The 21,561-nt window shown below is 72.4% G+C and carries 21 protein-coding genes, 2 pseudogenes and 1 riboswitch; of the genes and pseudogenes, 11 read left to right on the top strand and 12 right to left on the bottom strand.

What is annotated here, in order from left to right:
* Positions 1 to 2: 2 nt before the first annotated feature.
* Positions 3 to 1,667 carry an aa3-type cytochrome oxidase subunit I gene (ctaD, locus tag BLV72_RS34035; protein ID WP_093467178.1) on the bottom strand — a complete coding sequence of 555 codons (1,665 nt, stop codon included), beginning with the start codon at positions 1,665 to 1,667 and terminating at the stop codon, positions 3 to 5.
* 104 nt (positions 1,668 to 1,771) lie between these two features.
* Between ctaD and BLV72_RS34030 the strand changes: the two genes are divergently transcribed.
* The gene (locus tag BLV72_RS34030; protein WP_093467176.1) at positions 1,772 to 2,368 is read left to right on the top strand and encodes an RNA polymerase sigma factor; all 597 of its coding nucleotides are present in this window, start codon (positions 1,772 to 1,774) and stop codon (positions 2,366 to 2,368) included.
* Complete coding sequence (locus BLV72_RS34025) at positions 2,365 to 3,345, top strand: CU044_5270 family protein (protein ID WP_093467175.1); 981 nt, start codon at positions 2,365 to 2,367, stop codon at positions 3,343 to 3,345. Before BLV72_RS34030 ends, BLV72_RS34025 begins: the two co-directional genes overlap by 4 nt.
* 51 nt (positions 3,346 to 3,396) lie before the next feature.
* Here the strand turns inward: BLV72_RS34025 and BLV72_RS34020 are convergent, their stop codons facing one another.
* Entirely contained in the window at positions 3,397 to 4,185 is a 789-nt protein-coding gene (locus tag BLV72_RS34020; RefSeq protein WP_093467173.1) for an Fpg/Nei family DNA glycosylase, read from the bottom strand.
* Between the two features lie 83 nt (positions 4,186 to 4,268).
* Here BLV72_RS34020 and BLV72_RS34015 point away from each other — a divergent pair, with 83 nt between their 5' ends.
* Positions 4,269 to 5,414, top strand: a complete 1,146-nt coding sequence (locus BLV72_RS34015; RefSeq protein WP_093467172.1) for a PP2C family protein-serine/threonine phosphatase — start codon at positions 4,269 to 4,271, stop codon at positions 5,412 to 5,414.
* A gap of 86 nt (positions 5,415 to 5,500) precedes the next feature.
* Positions 5,501 to 5,647, top strand: a riboswitch (SAM riboswitch).
* A gap of 668 nt (positions 5,648 to 6,315) precedes the next feature.
* Positions 6,316 to 6,822: a glutathione S-transferase C-terminal domain-containing protein gene (locus tag BLV72_RS48225; RefSeq protein ID WP_107417484.1), complete on the top strand. Its 507-nt coding sequence runs from the start codon at positions 6,316 to 6,318 to the stop codon at positions 6,820 to 6,822.
* Between the two features lie 60 nt (positions 6,823 to 6,882).
* Here the strand turns inward: BLV72_RS48225 and BLV72_RS34005 are convergent, their stop codons facing one another.
* The 6 genes from BLV72_RS34005 to BLV72_RS33980 all read right to left on the bottom strand — a co-directional run bounded on the left by BLV72_RS34005 (position 6,883) and on the right by BLV72_RS33980 (position 11,881).
* Entirely contained in the window at positions 6,883 to 7,626 is a 744-nt protein-coding gene (locus tag BLV72_RS34005) for a Mut7-C RNAse domain-containing protein (RefSeq protein ID WP_093470710.1), read from the bottom strand.
* A gap of 144 nt (positions 7,627 to 7,770) precedes the next feature.
* Positions 7,771 to 8,631: a YihY/virulence factor BrkB family protein gene (locus BLV72_RS34000; RefSeq protein ID WP_093467168.1), complete on the bottom strand. Its 861-nt coding sequence runs from the start codon at positions 8,629 to 8,631 to the stop codon at positions 7,771 to 7,773.
* Positions 8,632 to 8,866: 235 nt separating this feature from the next.
* Complete coding sequence (locus BLV72_RS33995) at positions 8,867 to 9,769, bottom strand: MauE/DoxX family redox-associated membrane protein (RefSeq protein ID WP_093467167.1); 903 nt, start codon at positions 9,767 to 9,769, stop codon at positions 8,867 to 8,869.
* Positions 9,766 to 10,461 (bottom strand): cell wall protein, encoded by a 696-nt coding sequence (locus BLV72_RS33990; protein ID WP_093467165.1) that lies wholly within the window; start codon positions 10,459 to 10,461, stop codon positions 9,766 to 9,768. The genes BLV72_RS33995 and BLV72_RS33990 overlap by 4 nt, the downstream gene beginning before the upstream one ends.
* Before the next feature lie 13 nt (positions 10,462 to 10,474).
* The gene (locus BLV72_RS33985; RefSeq protein ID WP_059144671.1) at positions 10,475 to 10,897 is read right to left on the bottom strand and encodes a septal ring lytic transglycosylase RlpA family protein; all 423 of its coding nucleotides are present in this window, start codon (positions 10,895 to 10,897) and stop codon (positions 10,475 to 10,477) included.
* Between the two features lie 294 nt (positions 10,898 to 11,191).
* Positions 11,192 to 11,881 carry a TetR/AcrR family transcriptional regulator gene (locus BLV72_RS33980; protein WP_093470709.1) on the bottom strand — a complete coding sequence of 230 codons (690 nt, stop codon included), beginning with the start codon at positions 11,879 to 11,881 and terminating at the stop codon, positions 11,192 to 11,194.
* 289 nt (positions 11,882 to 12,170) lie between these two features.
* Between BLV72_RS33980 and BLV72_RS33975 the strand changes: the two genes are divergently transcribed.
* Positions 12,171 to 13,175, top strand: a complete 1,005-nt coding sequence (locus BLV72_RS33975) for a LacI family DNA-binding transcriptional regulator (RefSeq protein ID WP_093467164.1) — start codon at positions 12,171 to 12,173, stop codon at positions 13,173 to 13,175.
* Between the two features lie 144 nt (positions 13,176 to 13,319).
* Here the strand turns inward: BLV72_RS33975 and BLV72_RS33970 are convergent, their stop codons facing one another.
* Entirely contained in the window at positions 13,320 to 14,081 is a 762-nt protein-coding gene (locus BLV72_RS33970; RefSeq protein WP_093467162.1) for a PaaX family transcriptional regulator C-terminal domain-containing protein, read from the bottom strand.
* Positions 14,082 to 14,198: 117 nt separating this feature from the next.
* Between BLV72_RS33970 and BLV72_RS33965 the strand changes: the two are divergent.
* Positions 14,199 to 15,841: pseudogene (locus tag BLV72_RS33965) on the top strand (acyl-CoA dehydrogenase family protein).
* 26 nt (positions 15,842 to 15,867) lie between these two features.
* The gene (locus BLV72_RS33960; RefSeq protein WP_093467161.1) at positions 15,868 to 16,653 is read left to right on the top strand and encodes a crotonase/enoyl-CoA hydratase family protein; all 786 of its coding nucleotides are present in this window, start codon (positions 15,868 to 15,870) and stop codon (positions 16,651 to 16,653) included.
* 419 nt (positions 16,654 to 17,072) lie between these two features.
* On the opposite strand, the gene BLV72_RS48940 is transcribed toward BLV72_RS33960, so the two are convergent.
* Positions 17,073 to 17,285, bottom strand: coding sequence for a hypothetical protein (locus BLV72_RS48940; protein ID WP_208905816.1), 213 nt, complete (start codon positions 17,283 to 17,285; stop codon positions 17,073 to 17,075).
* A 136-nt stretch (positions 17,286 to 17,421) separates the two neighbouring features.
* Here BLV72_RS48940 and BLV72_RS48215 point away from each other — a divergent pair, with 136 nt between their 5' ends.
* Together BLV72_RS48215 and BLV72_RS33950 are read left to right on the top strand one after the other, a co-directional pair.
* The gene (locus BLV72_RS48215; RefSeq protein WP_167746275.1) at positions 17,422 to 17,574 is read left to right on the top strand and encodes a hypothetical protein; all 153 of its coding nucleotides are present in this window, start codon (positions 17,422 to 17,424) and stop codon (positions 17,572 to 17,574) included.
* Between the two features lie 33 nt (positions 17,575 to 17,607).
* Positions 17,608 to 18,377 (top strand): annotated as a pseudogene (locus BLV72_RS33950) (bestrophin-like domain).
* On the opposite strand, the gene BLV72_RS33945 reads toward BLV72_RS33950, so the two are convergent.
* Both BLV72_RS33945 and BLV72_RS33940 read right to left on the bottom strand, forming a co-directional pair.
* The gene (locus BLV72_RS33945) at positions 18,340 to 19,632 is read right to left on the bottom strand and encodes a cytochrome P450 (RefSeq protein WP_093467159.1); all 1,293 of its coding nucleotides are present in this window, start codon (positions 19,630 to 19,632) and stop codon (positions 18,340 to 18,342) included. The pseudogene BLV72_RS33950 and the gene BLV72_RS33945 overlap by 38 nt on opposite strands.
* 180 nt (positions 19,633 to 19,812) lie before the next feature.
* A complete protein-coding gene (locus BLV72_RS33940) occupies positions 19,813 to 20,664 on the bottom strand; it encodes a metallophosphoesterase family protein (RefSeq protein WP_059148448.1) in 852 nt (283 codons plus the stop codon).
* Between the two features lie 106 nt (positions 20,665 to 20,770).
* On the opposite strand from BLV72_RS33940, the gene BLV72_RS33935 reads away from it, so the two are divergent.
* Positions 20,771 to 21,232, top strand: coding sequence for a universal stress protein (locus tag BLV72_RS33935; protein WP_078639047.1), 462 nt, complete (start codon positions 20,771 to 20,773; stop codon positions 21,230 to 21,232).
* An 84-nt stretch (positions 21,233 to 21,316) separates the two neighbouring features.
* Positions 21,317 to 21,529, top strand: a complete 213-nt coding sequence (locus BLV72_RS33930) for a dodecin (protein ID WP_093467158.1) — start codon at positions 21,317 to 21,319, stop codon at positions 21,527 to 21,529.
* Positions 21,530 to 21,561: the final 32 nt, after the last annotated feature.

Here is a 21,561-nt window from a genome sequence, read left to right as displayed (position 1 = left end):
ACTCACGCCACACTCTCCTTCTGGCCGACATCGGGATGGTGCAGATCGAACGCGGGGGATTCGGAACGGATCTTCGGCAGGCTGACGAAGTTATGGCGCGGCGGCGGGCAGGAGGTCGCCCATTCCAGGGAACGGCCATATCCCCAGGGGTCGTCGGTGACGACCTTCTCGCCGTACTTGGCAGTCTTCCAGACGTTGTAGAGGAACGGCAGGAACGACAGGCCGAGGACGAAGGAGCTGATGGTCGAGATGGTGTTCAGGGTGGTGAAGCCGTCGGCCGCCAGGTAGTCGGGAATTCTGCGGAGCATTCCCTCGGCGCCCAGCCAGTGCTGCACCAGGAACGTGCCGTGGAAGCCGAGGAAGAGGGTCCAGAAGGTGATCTTTCCCAGCCGCTCGTCGAGCATCTTGCCGGTGAACTTGGGCCACCAGAAGTGGAATCCTGCGAACATCGCGAAGACCACGGTGCCGAAGATGACGTAGTGGAAGTGGGCCACCACGAAGTAGGTGTCCGAGACATGGAAGTCCATCGGCGGCGAGGCCAGGATCACGCCGGTCAGGCCACCGAAGACGAAGGTGATGAGGAATCCGATCGCCCAGAGCATCGGCGTCTCGAAGCTCAGCGACCCCTTCCACATCGTGCCGATCCAGTTGAAGAACTTGATACCGGTGGGCACCGCGATCAGGAACGTCATGAAGGAGAAGAACGGCAGCAGCACACCGCCCGTGACATACATGTGGTGCGCCCAGACGGTGACCGAAAGGCCCGCGATGGAAATCGTCGCCGCGATGAGCGAGATATAGCCGAACATCGGCTTCCGGGAGAAGACCGGAATGACCTCGGAGATGATGCCGAAGAACGGCAGGGCGATGATATAGACCTCCGGATGGCCGAAGAACCAGAAGAGATGCTGCCAGAGCAGCGCCCCGCCATTGGCCGCGTCGAAGACATGCGCGCCGAATTGGCGGTCCGCCTCCAGGGCGAACAGCGCGGCCGCGAGCACCGGGAAGGCCAGCAGCACCAGCACACCGGTCAGCAGCACATTCCAGGTGAAGATCGGCATGCGGAACATCGTCATGCCGGGAGCGCGCATGCAGATGATCGTGGTGATGAAGTTGACCGAGCCCAGGATGGTGCCGAAGCCGGAGAGGGCCAAACCCATGATCCACATGTCCGCGCCCACCCCCGGTGAGCGCACCGCGTCCGACAGCGGGGAGTAGGCGAACCAGCCGAAGTCGGCCGCGCCCTGCGGGGTCAGGAACCCGCCCACCGCGATCAGCGAGCCGAAGAGGTACAGCCAGTACGCGAACATGTTCAGCCGCGGGAACGCCACATCGGGCGCACCGATCTGCAGCGGCATGATCCAGTTGGCGAACCCCGCGAACAGCGGGGTGGCGAACATCAGCAGCATGATCGTGCCATGCATGGTGAACGCCTGGTTGAACTGCTCGTTCGACATGATCTGCAGACCCGGCCTGGCCAGTTCGGCGCGCATCAGCAGCGCCATCACCCCGCCGATGCAGAAGAAGGCGAACGAGGTGATCAGGTAGAGCGTGCCGATCGTCTTGTGATCGGTGGTGGTCAGCCATCTGACGGCCGTGGCCCCTGGGCCGGGGCGGCGCGACGGCGGGGCGGCCGGCGCCGCCGCGACAACGGTGTTGTTCCTCATGACCGCTAGGTGTCCGGCGCCCCTCGAACCGTCACCGCGAGAGCTGTTGCCTATTTCTCGCTCCGGGGTGTGATGATCCGAGGTGTGCCGGACACCTTCGGATCATGAGCACCGACGACGCCTTCGACGCCGCCTACCGTGAGCATTACTGGGCGGTCAGCCGTTTTGTGGCACGGCGGCTGGACGACCAGGCATGGGAGGTCGAGGAAGTGGTCGCCGAGGTGTTCTCGGTGGCCTGGCGGCGCCGGGCCGAACTGCCCGAGTCACCGCTGCCGTGGCTGTACGGGGTGGCCCGGCGCTGTCTGGCCAACGCCGTGCGCGGCAAGGGCCGTTACCGCAGACTGCTGGCCAAGCTGGGGCACCACGAGGTGACGCGCGGTGGGCGCACCGTGGCGAGCCCGGACGCGGAGCGGCCGGGCTCCTGGGTGCTGGAGGCGCTGTCCCGGCTCGCCGAGGCCGACCAGGAGGTGCTGCGGCTGACGACATGGGAGGAGCTGACCGTCGAAGAGCTCGGCACCGTGCTGGGGTGCGGCCGGTCCGCCGCGGCGATGCGGCTGCACCGGGCGCGGCGGCGGCTGCGGGAGCAGATAGAGACCCTGCGCCGGGACGACCGGGTCTCAGTGGGGTGCACGAGCGGCAAGGGCGACAAGGCCCACAGCGCTGACAGGGCCGCCAAGGCCCACAAGGATGGACACGCATGACCGACGAACTGGATCTGCTCCGCGAGGCCGACCCCGTGTCCGCCGACACCGGCCCCTGGCGGGACCGGCCGCTGAACGCGCGCGCCGAGCTGCTGCTGCGGCGGCTGCCGTCCCAGGACCGGGGGCGCCGTACCGTCCGACGCGTGATCTGGAGCCTGGAAGCCGCGGCGGCCGCGACGGTCCTCGCCCTCGCGCTGGCTGTCTCGGGCACCCCTTCCTCCGCCGTGGCCGCGTCCAGACCAGTGCCGCTGGTGGCGCATGGATCCCGGGCGGACGTATCGCTCGCCGAGATCGTCCGGCGGGCGCGGACGGCGGCCGAGGAGTCCCCGGGGAAGAGCGGGCGGGGCAGCCATTTCCAGAGCTGGGCGCTGAGCATGAAGTCGGGTGAGGATCCGGTGACGCTGCCCCGGGAGTCGCTGACCCGGTGGAACGCGGACGGCAGCGGCTTCTCGCTGGAGGTGGCCACCGATCCGCGCCACCCGGGCCGCCCGGTGATCGCCAACGGTACGCCGCCCCATGCGGTCCACGACGCCAAGGTGCTGAGCGAGGTGAAGTATCCGGCCGGTATCAACGGCGCCAACGAGAGCTACTTCGAGGATCCTCCGGCCGGGGCCTCGGCGCTGCGCGCCTATCTCGCCGTCTGGTCCCCGGGCGCGGACCGCGACCCGGCGGAGCTGATCTCGGCCATCGAGTCGTTTCTCTCGGTGTGGACTCCCGGTCCGCGCCAGCGGGCGGACATCGTCACCCTGCTGTCCCGGATCGAGGGGCTGCGCCCGGCGGGCAAGGTCATCGACCGGCTCGGCCGGGAGGGGCAGGCGTTCCGCTTCACCCCCGCTTCCGCCGGGATGCGGAAGCTGATCGTCCTCGATCCGGACGACGGCAGCGTCCTGGACGTCGAGGAGACCGTCACCCGGGACGATCCGGAGTACCGGCTGAAGGCGGGCGACGTGATGTCCTACAAGGCGTGGATGTCCTGATCGGGCGGACGCGAGGGCGCCGAGCGGGCCACGGGTCGCCCCGGGCGGGCGTCAGTCGCCGTCCCGCTGGCAGTGGGGGCACCACACGCTGGTCCGCCCCGCGATCCGGCCGCGGCGCAGCGGATGGCCGCAGCGGGGGCAGTGCGGGTCCGGGTCGTCGCGCTGTCCGGTGAGCCAGTCCGGGTCGCCCGGCACCCGCCCCGCCCGCACCGAGGCGCGCAGCACCTCGCGTATCGCGGTGTGGAGCCCTTCGCGCTCATCGTCGGTCAGCGCGTTGGCCGGTCGCTGCGGATGGATCCGGGCCCGCCACAGGATCTCGTCGCCCAGCAGGTTGCCGAGCCCGGCGATCACGGCCTGGTCGGTCAGGGTGGCCTTGACGCGTCCGCGCCGCCCCGCCAGCAGCCGGTCGAGATCGGCCCGGCTCAGGGAGAGGGCGTCCGGGCCCTGATCGCCGAGGATCCGGTCGACGTCGGCGTCGGTGGCGGCGAGCCAGATGCCCTGGAGTTTGCGCTGGTCCTCGTAGCCGAGGCGGTGGCCGTCGTCGAGGTCGAAGGCGACGCGCTCGAACCGGCCGGCCGGTTCGGATTCCGTCCCGCAGACCAGCCGCCCGGTCATGCCGAAGTGCACCACGACCGTGGGCCCGTCGGTGGGGGCGATCAGCCACTTGCCGTGGCGGCGCGGTGCGGCGAAGCGGCGGCCCTTGAGATCGCGCTTCAGCCGCTGCGCGGTCACCCCGTGCAGCACCCCCGCGTCGGCCACCTCCGCCCGCTCGACGCGGTGGCCCTGGGCGCAGGAGGCCAGCGTTCGCCGGAACCCCTCGACATCCGGTAGCTCGGGCATAGCGTCAGGCTACGCCCGGGGCCTCCGTCGCGCGTTGTGGAGAACCACCCCTTTGGCGGCTTTCATCGGATAAGGTCCAAGTTATGCGATTCATGCGCTTCGCCCCGGGGGCGAGCGGTCGCAGCCATACGCTGTTCACGGTCACACGGTGTCTGCCGTTCCTGGTCCTGGCGGCGGTGCTCAGCATTGAGCTCTCCCCCGCGCACACCCTCTACACCGGCCCCCTGCTCTCCCCGGCGCCGGCGCTGGCGGCGGTGACCATGGGGCCGTTCGGCACCGGCGGTGTGGCGCTGGTGGCCACCGCAGTGAGCGCGATCACCGCCACCCACAACGGCGTGTGGGGCACCGAGACGGTGTACGCGAATCTGCTGGCCCTGCTGGTGGTGGCGGTGGCGAGCGTGGCGACCAGCGCGGTGCGGGTGCGCCGGGACCGCGAGCTGGCCCATATCCGCCGGATCGCCGAGGTCTCCCAGAACGTGGTGTTGCGGCCGCTGCCCGCCCGGATCGGTGTCGTGAACACCGCCAGCGTCTATATGGCGGCCGAGCGCGGAGCGCAGATCGGCGGGGACCTCTACGAGGCGATGTGCACCCGCTACGGAGTGCGGCTGATCGTCGGCGATGTGCGGGGAAAGGGGCTGGCCGCGGTGCGGTCCGCCGCGGCCGTGGTGGGCGCCTTCCGGGAGGCGGTGCACTACGAGCAGGACCTGGCCGAGGTGATGCACCGCTGCGCGGCCGCGCTGGCGCGCGAGTACGAGCTGCTGGACCGCTCCCAGCTCCAGGACCCGCAGGAGCTGGAGGAGCAGTTCGTCACCGTCCTCCTCGCCCAGGTGTCGGACGAGACGCTGGTCGAGCTGATCAACCGCGGCCATCCGCCGCCCCTGGTGATGCGCGAGCGCAAGGTGCGCTCCCTGGATCCGGCGCGCCCGCTGCCGCCGCTCGGCCTGGAGGAGTTCCTCAGCCCTCCCCCGATCCGCGTCGAGACCTTTCCGTTCCTGCCCGGTGACCGGCTGTTGCTGCACACCGACGGCGTGGTCGAGGCCCGCAACCACTACAACGAGTTCTTTCCACTGCACCGGACCATGGAGACGCTGGACGGCGCCACCCCGGGCGAGTACCTGGAGCGGCTGCGCCACGCCCTGGTCCGGCATGCCGAGGGACGGCTGGCGGACGACGCGGCCATGGTCCTCATCGAGCGGGCCATCGGCGGCGCGCGGCGGCCGTTCCTCTGAGCGGGCATCCACCGTGCCGCCGGCCCGTGTTGGCCACTTCGGCATGGGTTGACGCCCTCGCGGAGCGCGACGACACTGTCAGGGACGGTCACGATGGTCAGCGCCCACCGTGCGGAATCCCCGCTCAGGTGGGTCATCGGCCCCGGCTCGCTGACAGGCAACCCTTCTTCCGCGACGGGGTGCCCCCGGGTGACGACCAGGTTCCGTCGGCGTGGACGGGACAAGCGCGGTCTCGCTGCCTCGCGAGCCCCCGATGATGGGATCGGTGAGATGCCCAGGACCGACAGCGACGGGGGCGGCGCCCGTCGGCGTCCCCGGCCGTGGTCCCCGCTCCGCCGTCGCCACCCGCTGACCAGGCGTCTGCACATCGACCTGCTGCGCATCTGCAGCGCCGCCAGTCCAGCCGCCTGAATCGACGCGGTCACCGAGCGCGGCCCAGCGCACCGGGGCCGGGTGTGTCCCGGCACCCTCCCGGCCAACGCGCCGCGCGGGCTTCCCTTCCGTTGCGCCATCGGCGCCGCCCAGACCGGCGGGCCGGGGCTCCGTCCTTGCCTTGGAGAGCCATGTCCGAGACGTTTCCGGTCAGTTCAGGTCCTGCCGCTCTTCTCGATCCCGACCCGTGCTCACCCGGCCCCCGGATCGCCCCGCCGGCCGCGCCGCACCGCTTCCGCAGCCGCATCGGCGTGGACCTCGCCGGTGGGTTCTATCCGGTGCCGCATCGCTATCGGCTCTATCTCTCCGCGAGCTGTCCCCTCTCGCTGCGCCTCTCCATCACCCTCGATCTGCTCGGCCTGCGGGACACCGTCGCCACCACCCTCGTCGGACGCCCGGACGACACCCCCAAGCGTTCGCCGCGCTGCGCGGGGCCTACGAGGCCACCTGGCACCGCTACGGCGGACCGGTGGACGCGCCCGCGCTGTGCGACGGCTGGACCGGACGTGTCGTCAGCAACCACACACCCGACATCCTGCGCGACCTCGCCGGCCATCTGAGCGACGGCGGCGGAGCGGGACGCCCCCGGCTGCGCCCGGCGCCCCGCGCCGCGGACATCGACACCCTCCGGGAACTCCTCGACCACGACATCACCCACGCCGCGCGGCAGGCCGGGACGGCGCACGAGCCGGAGTGCCGGGACGCCGCGCTGGAGCGGCTGCTGACCGCCCTCGGCCGGCTCGACCGCAGGCTGGCTATCGCGCCGTACGCACTGGGCGACGAGCTGACCGCCGCCGATGTGGACCTGTGGGTGGCCCTCGTCCAGCTCGACACCGAGCACCGGCTCCACCTGGACGCCGACGCGGCCCAGCGGGTCTCCCGCCATGGGCAGCTGCGCGCCTATGTGCGGCGGCTGCACACCCATCCGGCCTTCCACACCACGATTCCGGAGGCCCTCCAGGACGACGTGTCCTGAGCGCGCGTCCAGGGCCAGGCGCCCTGTCCGGCCGCTCCGCTCAGGACAGGGCGGCCCGGCTCAGGACAGGGCGGCCCGGGCGTCGCCGAACTCGCTCATCGCCCCGGCCACGATGGCCTCCAGCCGGGCGTGGTGGGCACCGCGCCAGTAGACCCGCTCGCAGACCGTGCAGCGGGCGAAGACCTCATACGTGCGCCGGGTGCCGTGCTGGAGCAGCTCCCGGACCGACTCCTTGTCGGCGTCCTCCAGCGGGCCGTTGCAGGCGGTGCAGCGGGTCCAGGGCGCCAGGCTCGGGGTGAACCGGCCGAGGACGTCCCGCAGTTGCTCGTCCGGGCGGTCACTGTAGACATACGCCCCGGCCCACAGCTCACGGCGGCGCAGCAGCCCCCGGTCGCGGGAGAGCAGCACCCGGCGCTGGGCGGCGGAGCGCGCGGCCAGCTCGGGGTCGCCGATGTCCTCGCTCTCGTACGCGGCGTCCACGCCCAGCAGCCGCAGCCGGCGGGCGAGCGTGCCCAGGTGCACATCGAGCAGAAAGCGCAGCGGCGCGCCCGGCACCCGCTGCGGGCGGACGACCGGATGGACCTCCACGGTCTCCCCCGCGCTCGGCACATGCGAGACGGCGGTCTCCTCGCCGTTCACCACCAGCCGACCGACCTCGGTGAGCGGGACCCCGAGTGACTCGACGACATGGCCGAGGGTGGAGGCGCCGTCGGTGACCACGGCCGTCCAGGGTCGGCGCCGCTCCTGGACGGCGAAGAATCGCAGTTTAGGGGCGAGGCTGAGATGGATCTCGGGTCCGTTCACACCGCCAGCATGCCAGGCGCGCCCGGCCCGAGGCGACGGCGTTTCGGGGTCGGCCCCGGGCTTGACGATCATGGAAGCGGCCGCCGTCGGGAACGCGTCGCACCAGGGCCGCGGGCCACGCCCGCATGATCGTCGGCAGGGGCGTCAGTCCACCGGTGGGACCGCCTTGGCCCGGTCGCGCCGCCGCTTGCGGCGCCAGGCCACCATGCGCAGATACTCCTCGTACAGCACCCGGCCCAGCAGCGCGCCGCCGAAGACCACATATCCGACGCCGACCAGCCAGGACTGGACGACCAGGACGGTGCCGACCGGACCGTAGGAGACGGCGTTGGAGGCGATCAGCGGGGAGAACACCAACTGGGAGAAGACCCGCAGCCCCAGCAGCCCGACACCGGTGGCCAGCGCGCCGGGCAGCAGGGCGCCCCAGCTGATCCGCCCACCGAGCAGCAGCCGCTGCGACCACCAGAAGAACAGCACCGTGCCCAGCACCGCCACCAGCACCCGCGAGATGCCGGGCTCCAGATGGGCGGAGAGCAGCAGATAGCAGATCAGCACCACGAACCACACCAGATGGCGCCAGGCGGTGTGCCAGCGGCCGGCCGGAAGCTCCCACACCTTCTCGTAGCCGACCTGCAACACCGTGCCGAAGCGCAGGCTGAAGACGGCCAGCGTGGCCAGACCGAAGGCGGTGGTGGACTCCAGCGCCTGCTTGGGCGGGGCGAACAGCTCCTGCACCTCGTCCCGTGAGGTCGGGGAGAGCCCGAGGCCCTCGGCCAGCCACTGGGCGAATCCGAGCCGGTCCACCGGATCGGCCGCCGCGACCACGATCAGCAGGGGCACCAGGGTGAGAAAGCCCAGGGCGGCGAAGCCCATCGCACGGTGCAGCAGCTCGAAATCACTGCCCCGCCGCCATCCGCGTCCGATCGCGGACCGGTGGAACGCGTCCTCCAGCCGCCGCCACCATCTGGGCCCCCGGGAGCCGGACGCGGACCGATGCTCGGACATACACCCACTCCCCTACCGGCGCCACCGGCTCAGCCCCCGGCAGCCGGGAGCGCGCGCCGGGCGGCGCGCGCGCCACGGGCCCCCTCGGCAGGGGTGTCGGTCGGTACGGGTGTCGGTCGGGCTTGTCCATCCATGCCTTGTACGCCTCGGCCATCTGCGCTGGACGCCCCGCGGATCGATCGTTTTGTCCAGGAAGTTTTCGTTTGATCCAGATTACCCGCCGAGCGCCGGCCTCTCACACCGTGGCCATGACCGGGGCCCCGCTGTCCGCGTCGATGACGCTGACCCGGACGGCGGGCTCGCGCACCGTGTCCAGGCTGGCCGCGGCGTCCACCGCGAAGAGCACCAGAACGGGCCTCGCGGCCGTGCCGCCGCCGTGCACCCCGGCGAACTGGAGGATGCGCCAGCCGCCGTCGTCCCAGTGGTCCAGCAGCGCGGAGCGCACCACGCGGGAGGCGCTCTGCCAGGCGCGCGAGCGCTCCAGCAGTTCGACGGTCGCGGCGACCGGGACCGCCGCCAAAGTTCCGGTCGCGGCAAGGGGGTATCGGGCGGCTGCGAGGCGGTTTCCGGTCGCGGCGAGCGGGTGTCCGGCGATCCGCAGTCGCAGTCGGCGCAGCGGCATCCGCCAGCGGCGGTCCGGATCGGCGGACAGGGCCGTCAGAACCGCCGCCGCGGCCAGGACCAGGCACAGCGCCGCGGCCGGACGGCGGGCCGCCGCGGTCCACCAGGGCTGCTGGGCCAGGGCCGTCGCGACCCCGCCCGCGAGCACCGCGGCGGCGCGGGCGAAGGCGCGCCAGGTGAAGGGGGCGTCCTGCCGTGCCGTACAGCCGCAGGAGGAGCCGGGCGCGGCGGCGCGGGCGTAGCCGAGATAGCCGAGGAAGCCCGCACCGAGGAGGGCTGCCGCCGCTCCCGGGAGCGGGGTGGCGGGTGGCGCCAGCAGCGCGGCGGCGAGGAGGAGTTCGACCGCGCCGAGGGCGCGGAGGACAAGCGCGGCCCGGCCGCCGTCGCGCAGCAGCCGTGCGAGCGCGGTACGGGGCGCCTGCCGGGCGGTGCCCCGGCCGAACAGCTTGCCCGCCCCGGCCGGTCCGAGCACCCCGGCGAGCACCAGCGGGGCCAGGGCGCAGACCAGGGCGCTCACCGCCGCCTCCCCGCGCCGGGCGCGACCGCGACCCGGACGAGGTCCACGGAGCCGTCGGACGGCCGCCACGCGCCCAGGACCTGGGCGCTCTGCCCGATGGTGAGCCGGGACAGATCGGCGGTGGGCGAGGCGTCGCCGTACGAGGCGCTGGTGGTCTGCGCCATGAGGTTGCCGATGATCTCGTGCTGTCCGTGGGCGAGATGCAGCCGGGTCTTCTCGATACCGCGGATGGTGGCGTGGAGGTTCACGATGTTGACCCACACCGCGTCGGCGGCGAGGGTGCCGTCGGGCAGGGGGAGGCCGCGGGCGTAGAGCCCGTCGCCGGTCTCGATGTCGGCCGCGGTGGTGGCCCGGGCCTTCCACACGCTGGTGGCATTCGTGACCCGCACCCGGGAGTGGTCGCCGTAGGAGCCCGCGACCTCCAGGACGTCCTGGTTGATCGCGGTGATCCGCCCCTCGGCGAAGGCGCTCTCGGCGACCGCGGGGTCCAGGGAGCGGATTGGTGCGGCGAAGGCGGCGTCGGCGTCCACGGCGCCCAGGGCGGTCGCCCCGATGACTCCGGTGCCGAGGACTCCCGCACTCAGGGCTCCCGTGCTCAGGGCTCCCGTGCCGATGACGGTGGCGCCGCGAAGGGCGGCGGCGGTGAGGAAGCGACGGCGGTCGAGGGGGTCGCCGGTTCGGTACGCGCTCATGGCCTGGCCCGCCTCATTCGAAGATGGAGACCGGCAGGGTGCCGGAGCTCAGACTGCCGATGGCGGAGAAGGCGGCGGGGGTGAGGTCGATGACGCGGTTGGTGCGGCAGACCCCGTCGCAGCAGGTGGACTCGGAGCAGAAGCTGCGGGTGCGCGGGCCGCAGTCGCTGACGGTGACACAGACGCTCGCGCCCGAGCAGTCATGGCGCACCTTCATCACAGAGCCGCAGCCGCGCCGGGGTATGTCCTCGCCGCACAGGTCCGGCCGGGTGATGTCCCAGCACGCCTTGGAGGCGTTGGGCCAGGCCGCCTGCAGGGCGCTGGAGCGGCAGGTGCCGCACGCGCCGCCGCCCGCCGAGGCGCACGGCCCCCAGGCGTTGCCACAACAGAACCAGGTGGCCTCGCCGTTCCAGAGCTTGGTCGATCCGCACGCCATGCCACTGTCCTCCCGGCTTCGGTCGGGCCCTCGGAGCAGCACCATCATCCGTGGGGCCGGGCACGGCCGCCACGGGAAGGCGTCCGGTCGGAGTCCTCGTCAGCGGCCGGGGCCCTACAGCCGCTCGACAGTCGTGACGTTGGCCTGGCCGCCCCCTCCCACATCGTCTGCAGCCCGTAGCGGCCGCCGGTGCGCTCCAGCCGCCCTTCCGCCGCCCCACCGGCGTCCTCACCGCTTCGACGATGTATGCCTCGGGCATGTCAGCTCCTGGAAATCCCTCAGGTCATGACGGCCTTACGGTCGTTCTCGCCGTTCTTGTTGCTCTTGCCGTTCTCGGGGAGTGATGCCGTCCAGCACCATCGACAGGTACTGGCGGGCGATCTCCTCGGGGCTGTGCTGTCCGCCCGGCCGGTACCACGAGGCGGCGACCCATACGGTGTCGCGCAGAAAGCGGTACGCCAGCCGGATGTCGAGGTCGGCGCGGAAGACCCCCTCGGCCACTCCGCGCTCCAGCGCACCCAGCCATGCCCGCTCGAACCTCCGCTGCGACTCGGTGAGATAGCCGAAGCGCGGCTGGGCGGACAGGTGCTTGGACTCCTTCTGGTAGATCGCGACGGCGGCGCGGTGCCGGTCGATCTCCCGGAAGGACTCGGTGACGAGTGCCTCGACGGTCTCCCGGGGGCCGAGCCCGGCGCCGAGCACCGCCTCGTATCCGGCCCAGAGCTCGTCCAGGAAGGTGGAGAGGATCTCGTCGACCATCGACTCCTTGGAGTCGAAGTGGTAGTAGAGACTGCCGGCGAGCATCCCCGCCTCGTCCGCGATCCGGCGGACGGTGGTCGCGTTGTACCCCTGGGCGGCGAAGACCTCCGCCGCGGTCGAGAGCAGTTCGCGCCGTCGTTCGGCGGACGGGCTCACGGTCGTCTTCTTCTCGCTCTTCTTCGCGCTGTTTCCGGTGGAAGCGCTGGTCCTGGTGGAATTCGGCACGTTCTCATTCTCGCCGCATGCGTGCCGGCTGCTCACGGACACCGTCTCGCCGGTCGTGTACGACGAGGAGCCGCCGGCCAGGAGGACGATGACGTTGGCCACCTCCCAGGGCTCGGCGCACCGGCCGAACGCCTCGCGCTCGGTGAGCGCGGCCACCGTCGCGTAAGGCGGCGCCCCGCGCTCCGCCTGGGGCTCTCCGTCGATCCGCCGTGCCCGCGTTCTCGCGCCCCGACCGGTCTTGATCCATGCTGTACCGACCATCAGTGAGCACACAGCGAGGTATGCGCGGATGCACCGTCCCCGGCCCACCCTGGAGAGCGTGGCGCGGCGCGCGGGAGTCTCGCGCGCAACCGTCTCCCGTGTCGTCAACGGCTCCACCAAGGTTGCCGAGGAGAGCCGAGAGGCGGTGCTGGACGCCATCCAGGAGCTGGGCTACATCCCGAACCAGGCGGCCCGCAGCCTGGTCACCCAGCGCACCGACTCCTTCGCGCTGGTGTTCCCCGAGGAGCCCGGCCGGGTCTTCTCCGACGACCGGTTCTTCCCGGGCGTGGTGCGCGGGGTGAGCCAGGAGCTGGAATCCGCGGACAAGCAGTTGGTGTTGATGATGGCCCGCTCCCCCGCCAGCCGTGACCGCATCGAGCGCTTCGCCCTGGCCCGCCACGTCGACGGGGTCATGGTCGCGTCGATGCACGGCGCCGATCCGCTCCCGGCCGCGCTGGCCCGCATGGGCATCCCCGTGGTCTGCAACGAGCGGGTGCTGAGCCCGTCCTCGCCGCCGTACGTGGGGGTGGACAACGCGGCGGGCGCGGCGCTGGCCGTGGAGCATCTGGTCCGCTCCGGGCGCACCCGTATCGCCACGGTCGCGGGCCCCCAGGACATGGTCGCCGGGATCGACCGGCTCTCGGGCTTCCGGACAGCGCTGTCCGGGGCGCGGCTGGAGGCGTACGTCGGGTTCGGTGACTTCACCCAGGAGTCCGGGGCGGTCGCGATACGGGAGCTGCTGGACCGGGAGCCGCGGCTGGACGGGGTGTTCGTGGCCTCCGACCTGATGGCGATCGGGGTGCTGCGGGCGCTGCGCCAGACCGGCCGACGGGTACCGGACGACGTGGCGGTGGTCGGCTTCGACGACATCGAGCCCGCGCGCTACACCGAACCCCCGCTGACCACCGTGCGCCAGCCGATCGGCGGCATCGGCCGCCGGCTGGCCCGCCAGCTGCTGCGCCTGACGGCCGGGGAGACGATCGAACCGGCGCTGGTGTTGCCCACGGAGTTGGTGATTCGCGAGTCGGCGTAGCCGAGGGCGTGGCGGGGTGCGCAGGGAGCGACCCCGGACCTGGACCTGGACCTGGACCTGGACCTGCGGACCGTACCCGCCGTGGGCTACTCGGCTCGAACCGCCCCCACCCCGTACCGCCCCCGACGGACACGCCGCCACGGCTCAGCCACCGCCCGCATACCGCGGCAGCCACGCCCGAAAGTCCCGTTCGAACCCGTCATAGCGGCGCCGCAGCTCAGCACCGGGCCAGTCCGCCGGCAGCAGTCGCGCGGGGAGGACGGGGTCGGCGAGGAGGTGCCGGAGGGCCGCGGCGGCGACGGTGAACCGGTCGGCCGGTTCCTCCGCGTCGTCCAGCGCCGCGCCGAGCAGCCTGGCCTGGCGGGCCCAGCCGTCCAGGTCCCATAGGCGCGCGGCGAGCTCGGCCGGATCGCCCTCCGGCGCGCCGGTGAACCAGCCGCACTGCTCGGCGGCGACGTCCGGGCGCGGGTGGACGAGATTGGCGGGGCGCATCCAGGTGCCCTCGCGCAGTTCGGCCAGGCGCAGGGCGGCCATGGCCTGGCGGAGGGCGGCGCGCTCGGCCGCCTCGCGCCGGTCGGAGGTGACGATGGCGATCTCCCAGCCGCCGTCCCAGCGCCGGGTGCGGGGGGCGCGACTCTCGTCCTGCCGCGCCTGGCGGACCAGCAGGCGGTCGGTGAGCCGGTAGGCGCCGTCGCTCTGCTCCAGGTCACCGGCCGCGACCATACGGGTGAGCGCGACCCGGATGGTGCCCTCGGCGGTGCCGAAGAGCGCGCCGACGCGTACCAGCGCGCGGGCGGGCAGCTGGGGCGGGTGATGGCCCAGCAGGGTGCTGAGCACGATCGAGCGCGCGGTCAGCGGCCGCAGGGTGAGCGTTCCGGTGTCGGTGCCAGTGCCGGTGTCGTCCATGGTTACGCGAAACCCTATCCATTACAGTTCTCAATCGCGCATGATGGAAGTGTAAGGCCGCCCGCCCCACCGGCCGCCCGGCCCCGGGAGACCGCCGCGAACGAGGAGATGTCTGCCATGAGCGCTACGCACGAGGTCCTCAACCAGGCCCCGCCCCTCGTCGGCTTCAGCACGGCGGACGACCCCGCCCTGCTGGAGGCCCTGCGGCGGGACGGCGGCTGGGGCGAGCCGGAGGTGCGGGACCTGGGCGCGCGAGCCGGTTCCGCGGAGGTCCAGGACTGGGCGCGGATGGCCGAGGAGCACTCCCCGGTACTGCACACCCACGACCGTTACGGCCATCGCATCGACGAGGTCGAGTACCACCCCGCCTACCACCAGCTGATGGACGTCGCCGTGCAGAGCGGCCAGCACGCGGCGGCGTGGAGCGAGAGCCGCCCCGGCGCCCATCTGGTGCGCGCGGCCAAGTTCTACGCCTTCGCGCAGGCCGAGCCCGGCCATGGCTGCCCGATCTCCATGACGTACGCCGCGGTCCCGGCGCTGCGCGCGGAACCGGAGCTCGCCGCCGTGTACGAACCGCTGCTGGCCGCCCGCACCTACGACTTCGGGCTGCGGCCGCCGCTCGCCAAGCGGGGCCTGATCGCGGGCATGTCCATGACGGAGAAGCAGGGCGGCTCGGACGTCCGCGCCAACACCACCCAGGCCGTACCGGACGGTGCCGGTAACTACGTCCTCACCGGCCACAAGTGGTTCACCTCCGCGCCGATGAGCGATGTCTTCCTGACGCTGGCCCGGACGGAGGAGGGGCTCACCTGCTTCCTGGTGCCCCGGGTGCTGCCGGACGGCAGCCGCAACCCGCTGCGGCTGATGCGGCTCAAGAACAAGCTGGGCAACCGCTCGAACGCGTCGGCCGAGATCGAGTACGAGTCCGCCATGGCCTGGCGGGTCGGCGAACCGGGCCGCGGGGTGCGGACCATCGTGGAGATGGTCAACGTCACCCGGCTGGACTGTGTCATCGGCTCGGCGGCGGGCATGCGGGCCGGGCTGCGGCAGGCGCTGCACCACGCCGAGCACCGCCGCGCGTTCGGCGCCGAGCTGGTCGACCAGCCGCTGATGCGCAATGTGCTCGCCGATCTGGCGGTGGAGTCGGAGGCGGCCACGACGCTCGCGATGCGGCTCGCGACCGCCCTGGACCGCGCGGAGGCCGGGGACGAGGGCGAGGCGGCGCTGCGCAGGCTGGGGCTCGCGGTGAGCAAGTACTGGGTGTGCAAGCGCGGCTCCACCCACGCCGCCGAGGCCCTGGAGTGCCTGGGCGGCAACGGCTATGTGGAGGAGTCCGGCATGCCGCGCCTGTATCGCGAGGCGCCCCTGCTGTCGATCTGGGAAGGCTCGGGGAATGTCGCGGCGCTGGATGTGCTGCGCGCGCTGAGCCGGGAGTCGGGTGCGCTGGAGGCGTTCCTGGCCGAGGTCGACACCGCGGCCGGGGCCGACGCGCGGCTGGACGCGGCCGTGGACCGGCTGCGCGGACTGCTGCCGCAGCTCGCCGACCCCGAGCGGGCCCAGCTGCTGGCGCGCCGGCTGGCCGAGCGGATGACGCTGGTGCTGCAGGGCAGTCTGCTGGTGCGGTACAGCCACCCGGCGGTCGCGGACGCGTTCTGCGCCTCGCGGCTGGACGGGGACTGGGGCATGCCTTCGGCACCCTGCCGCCCGGTACGGACACCGGCCCGATCCTGGAGCGCGCCCGCCCGAAGGACGCGCGGTGACGCCCACGGAGGACGCGAGGAAAGCCGTGGACGCGGCCGGTGCGCCCCTTACGGTTCGCACGGAGCGGGAGGGCCCGGTCACCACGGTCGTGCTCTCCCGCCCCGAGGTGCGCAACGCCGTCGACGGCGCGACCGCCACCGCGCTGGCCGACGCCTTCCGCGCCTTCGACGCCGACCCCCAGGCGCGGGTCGCGGTGCTGTGGGGCGAGGGCGGCACCTTCTGCTCCGGCGCCGATCTGAAAGCGGTCGGCACAGCGCGCGGCAATCGGGTGGCCGAGGACGGCGACGGCCCGATGGGACCCACCCGGCTGCGGCTGTCCAAGCCGGTGATCGCGGCGATCAGCGGCCACGCCGTGGCGGGCGGGCTGGAGTTGGCGCTCTGGTGCGATCTGCGCGTCGCCGAGGAGGACGCGGTCTTCGGGGTGTTTTGCCGCCGCTGGGGCGTCCCGCTGATCGACGGCGGAACGGTACGGCTGCCACGGCTGATCGGCGCGAGCCGGGCGATGGACCTGGTGCTGACGGGGCGGCCGGTGCCGGCCGACGAGGCGTACGCCATCGGGCTCGCCAACCGCCTCGTACCGCCGGGGCGGGCGCGCGCGGAGGCGGAGCGGCTGGCGGCCCAGATCGCCGGCTTTCCGCAGACGTGTCTGCGCTCGGACCGGGCCTCGCTGCGGGAACAGGAGGGACTGCCGGAGGACGAGGCCATGGCGCGGGAGCTGCGCCACGGTCAGGCCACGCTGGCCGAGGGGCTCGACGGCGCGGCGCGGTTCGCGGCGGGCGCGGGCCGACATGGGAGCTTCGGCGAGCTGTGACCAGGGCCGGGGCCGCCGCGGGGCGAGCTGAACGCCATGAGGCGGATGTCCTCCGGTAAACCTCCATGCGCCAATGTCCGGGTCTATTCCCCTATTCGGGGAATCCCGGTGTTCACACGGCTGGCGGGCGTCCGTTCGGCGGAACATCTCCTCGTGAAGCGATGGCAGCGCGTATGGCGTGCGGGGGTCCTGACCACTGCCCTTGTCCTCGCCTCGGCGGGGGCGACGGCCCTGGCGGACCAGGACGGTGACGGCCCGGCGACCGCGTCCGCCTCCCCACGGCCGACGGCCGGCGCCCGGCCCGAGCCCGGGACCGGGGGCACGGATCACGGACCGCACGTCTGGGTGAAGATCCGGATCGGCCCGGGCCTGTGCGTCCGCGTCGCCGCCTCGGCGGGCCCGGTCGGCTTCTTCGCCCACTACGGCTGGTGCCACAAGCCGAAGCCCACGCCTACGCCGACCCCGACGCCGACCCCGACGCCCACGCCCACCCCGACGCCGACACCGAGCCCGACACCGACGCCCACCCCCAGCCCGTCCGCCACGCCGACCCCCACGCCCACGCCCACGCGGACCCCCAGCCCCACCCCCACGCCCACACCCACCCGGACGCCGCGGGTCCCCTCCCCCACGCCCTCTCCGCGGCTTCCCACGCCGGGGCCCACACCCGAGCCCGCGCTTCCGCTGCCGCCCCCGGCCCCGCGAACCAAGCCTCCGGCCTCACCCCCCACGCCGGTTCCCACACCGACCAGGACCCGTGCCGTCGAGGTGCACGCGTATCAGAAGCCCACGCGCCAAAAACCCGACAACGGCACCTCCCTGGTCACCTTCACCCTGCTGCTCACCGCGCCCGCGGTCCTCGCGGCCGCCGCACTCCGTCCGCGTTCGCGCTCCGGCGGGCGCGGCGGGCGGCGCGGCTGATGGCTCATTGTCGAACCGCTTGGGAGGTTATGCATGCCCGAATGGCTGATTATGGTCCTGGTGATGGCCGGGACCTGCGCGGTCGTGATCACCGGGGCGGTCCTCAACGCCCGCCGGCTCGGGGACGAGGACGATCCGGACGAGACCCCGATGTCCTCGACTACATGATCATGATGATCGGCGTGGTCTATGCGATCGTGCTGGGCCTGGCGATCGCCGGCGTCTGGGAGGCACGCTCCGCCGCGCAGGACGGGGTCCGTACGGAGGCGCAGGCCCTGCACGAGGTGGCCGAGCGGGCGAGTGTCTACCCCGGCCCGGTGCGCGACCGCATCCGCGACGACGTGGACGCCTATGTGCGCCATGTGGTGCACACGGAGTTCAAGGTGATGATCGACAAGGGCGAGCTCACCGACCGGGGCGGCGAGCTGCTGAAGACCCTGCGCCACGACGTCACCTTCGCGACGCCGCACAGCGATCTCCAGTCGCAGGCGTATCAGCCGATGCTGGATCAGGTGGCCGCCGTGGACGACGCGCGGAACGCCCGGCAGCAGAGCGCGGGGCCCACGATGCCCCATCTGGTCTGGTTCGGCCTGGTGCTGGGCGCGGCGCTGGTGATCGGGCTGGTCTTCACCCTGCAGATCCGCCGCTCGCCCCGGGAGCTGATGCTCGCGGTGATGTTCACCGCGCTCATCGTCTTCCTGCTCTTCCTGGTGTGGGACTTCGACGCGCCCTTCGGCCGGTCGGTCGGCGACTCGACCACGGCCTTCACCGATCTGTTCCCCAGCGCACGGGGAGGGTCTTGAGCCCGTTCTGGAAGTTGGAGGTGAGCCGCACCGGGTCACCCGCCCGGCGCAGCCCCGGCAGCCGGTCCAGGGCGGCGCGCAGCATGGCCCGCATCTGGACGCGGGCCAGATGCGCGCCCAGGCAGACATGTGGTCCGAAGCCGAAGCTCAGATGGTCGTTGGGGGCGCGGGTGATGTCGAACCGGTCGGGGTCGGTGAAGACCGTCTCGTCGCGGTTGGCCGAGGCGTGGAAGACGACGACCTTCTCACCGCGGCGGATGAGCTGTCCGCCCAGCTCCACATCGCGGGTGGCGGTGCGCCGGAAGTCGATGACGGGTGGCCAGAAGCGCAGCATCTCCTCCACCGCGGGGCCGGTCAGCTCGGGCCGGTCGCGCAGCAGCCGCAGGCTCCCGGGGTGGTCGAGCAGGGTGAGCAGCCCGCCGGGGATGCCGTTGCGCAGGGTCTCGTTGCCCGCCACGGCGAAGAGGAAGAACATGTTCTCGAACTCGTCCCGGCTCAGCCCGCCCTCCCGCATCCGCGCCATCACACTGCCCGGACGGGGCCGCTCGGCCAGCGCGTGGGCGTAGGCGAACATATCGGCCAGGGCCTCGCGGGAGCGCGGGTTCATCGGCCGGCCGTCGGGGCGTCGCGCCGCCGGGGCGGGCCGGCGGGCGAGGGCGGCGCGCCCCATGGGGCTCAGCTCCTCGAGGGCCGCGGTGGACGATCCGGCGTAGTCGTCGTCCTGGTAGCCGATGACCCTGCCGGCCCAGTCGAAGAGCAGCCGCCGGTCGCCCTCGGGGACGCCCATCACATGGGCGAGGGTCCAGACCGGCAGATCGGCGGCGAGCTCGACGAAGTCGGTCTCGCCGTGCCCGGCCACGGAGTCCACGAGCGCCGCCGCGCGCTCCTCGATGACCTCCTCCAGCTCCCGTACGGCGCGCGGGGTGAAGGCCGCGGCGACGATACGGCGGCTGCGGGAGTGGTCGGGCGGGTCCTGGTTGAGCATCATCGCCCGCACGAACTCCAGATCGGCGGGGGTGTCGGGGTCGCGGATCTGGGTGGCCCCGAGGTGGGAGGAGAAGACCTCGGGGGTGCGCAGGACGTGTTTGACGTCGGCGTGCCGGAACACCGCCCAGAAGCCGGGGCCGGCCGGCCAGTCCCCGACCGCGGGCTCCTCGATCCGGCAGACCGGGCGGGTGGTGCGCAGTTCGGCGAAGAGCGCGTAGGGGACACCGGCGGTGTAGGTCTCGGGAAGGAACGCCTCGACAGGGTTCACAGCCGAGACCGTACGGCGCCGCCCTCCGGGCCCGTCAAGACGCCCGGAGCCCACCGACCCCCTGAGCCCACCCAGAACACCCCGAGCCCATCAGGCGCCTCGACCCCACCGGGCGCCCCGGGCCCACCGGGCGCCCCGGGCCCGCCGGAGACCGTGAGCCCGTCGGACGCCGTGCGGCCCCTACGGCACCGGCACCGGGAGGATCCGGCGCAGCGGGTCCTCCGGCAGCCGGCCGTGGGCCTTCCACTCCCGGGGGTAGCCGACGGAGACCTCCTGGAACTTCACCCCGTCCTCCACCGTGGTCCGGGGGATGTGCAGATGGCCGTAGACGACGGTCTCGGCCCGGAACCGCACATGCCAGTCGGCGGTCAGCTCGGTGCCGCACCACAGAGCGAAGTCGGGGTAGCGCAGCACCCGGGTGGGCAGCCGGGTCATCGGCCAGTGGTTGATGAGCACGGTCCGCAGCCCCGGATCGACGGCCGCCAGCCGGGCCTCGGTCTCGGCCACCCGGGCCCGGCACCACGCGTCGCGGGTGGGGTAGGGGTCGGGGTGCAGGAAGTGCTCGTCGGTGCAGACGACGCCCACCTCATGGGCGTGGGCCAGCGCGGCCTCCTTGGTGGCCATGCCGTCGAGGCGGAAGGTGTAGTCGTAGAGCAGGAACAGCGGGGCGATGACCAGCGGCCCGCCGATGCCTTCCCAGAGGGGGTAGGGGTCCTCGGGGGTGACGATGCCCTTCGCCCGGCACATCTCCACCAGCGCCTCGTAGCGCGCCACCCCCCGGACTTCCAAGGGGTCCTTGGGATGGGTCCACAGCTCGTGGTTTCCCGGTGACCAGATGACTTTGGCGAAACGCTCGCTCAGCAGGCCGAGGACCTCCTCGATCTCGGAGAAGACCTCGCCGACGTCCCCCGCGACGATCAGCCAGTCGTCGTCGGAGCCGGGCCGCAGCCGCTCCACGATCGCCCGGTTCTCCGAATAGGCCACATGCAGGTCGCTGATTGCGAGGAGTTCGCCCCCGTGGGTGCCACCCATTGTCTCTCCTGTCGTACGGTGGCGGTCATGACGCGGTCGCGGTGCTCGCGCGCCGCGGGACGGGCCGGGTGATCACCGGACCGTCCCTGGCGCTAGCCTCGCAGATGTGGTCGACAAACTCCCTCCGTCTTTTGAACGGGGAACCGACGGACCCAAGGTCATCGTGGCCGGACTGGACGGTTCCGAATCTTCCTGGCGTGCCACGGCCTACGCCGCCGGACTGGCCAGACGCCAAAAGGCGCTGCTCGTCGTGGTCTACATCCAGCCGGTGCTGGCCGCCGGGGCGGCGCTGGGTGCCTCGGTGGCCGACACCACCGGCGAGGTGGCCGAGGAGCTGATGACGGAGATGCGGGAGGCCACCGAGCGGCTGCGCGGGGTCTTCGACGTGCGCTGGGAGTTCCACACCTTCCGGGGCGATCCGTACAACGGCCTGGCCCAGGCGGCCGATGAGCTGAAGGCCGACGCCGTGGTGGTGGGCGCGTCCGAGCAGGCCGGGCACCGCTTCATCGGCTCGGTGGCCGTACGGCTGGTCAAGGCGGGCCGCTGGCCGGTCACGGTGGTGCCGTAGGGCGCCTGCCGGCTCGCGGAGCCCGGCGCGGTGAGGCACCGTGGGAGAAATGAACGGACCACCCCATGGACCGGGGAGACTGCCATGGCCCACACCTACCGGGTGACCGAGATCGTCGGCTCGTCCACCGAGAGCGTCGACGACGCGATCCGCACCGCCATCGGCCGTGCCTCCAAGACGCTGCGCAACCTCGATTGGTTCGAGGTCGGCCAGGTCCGCGGGCATATCGAGGACGGCCGGATCGCGCACTACCAGGTGGGGCTGAAGGTCGGATTCCGGCTCGAGGACCCCGACTGACCCCGGCCGGGCCCGCACAGCGGGCCCGGCCC

Origin of the sequence: Streptomyces melanosporofaciens, assembly GCF_900105695.1 — a bacterium.
Classification (GTDB): Bacteria; Actinomycetota; Actinomycetes; order Streptomycetales; family Streptomycetaceae; genus Streptomyces; species Streptomyces antimycoticus.
The sequence above is the reverse complement of the archived record's forward strand: the minus strand, read 5'-3'. Positions and strand labels throughout refer to the sequence as shown.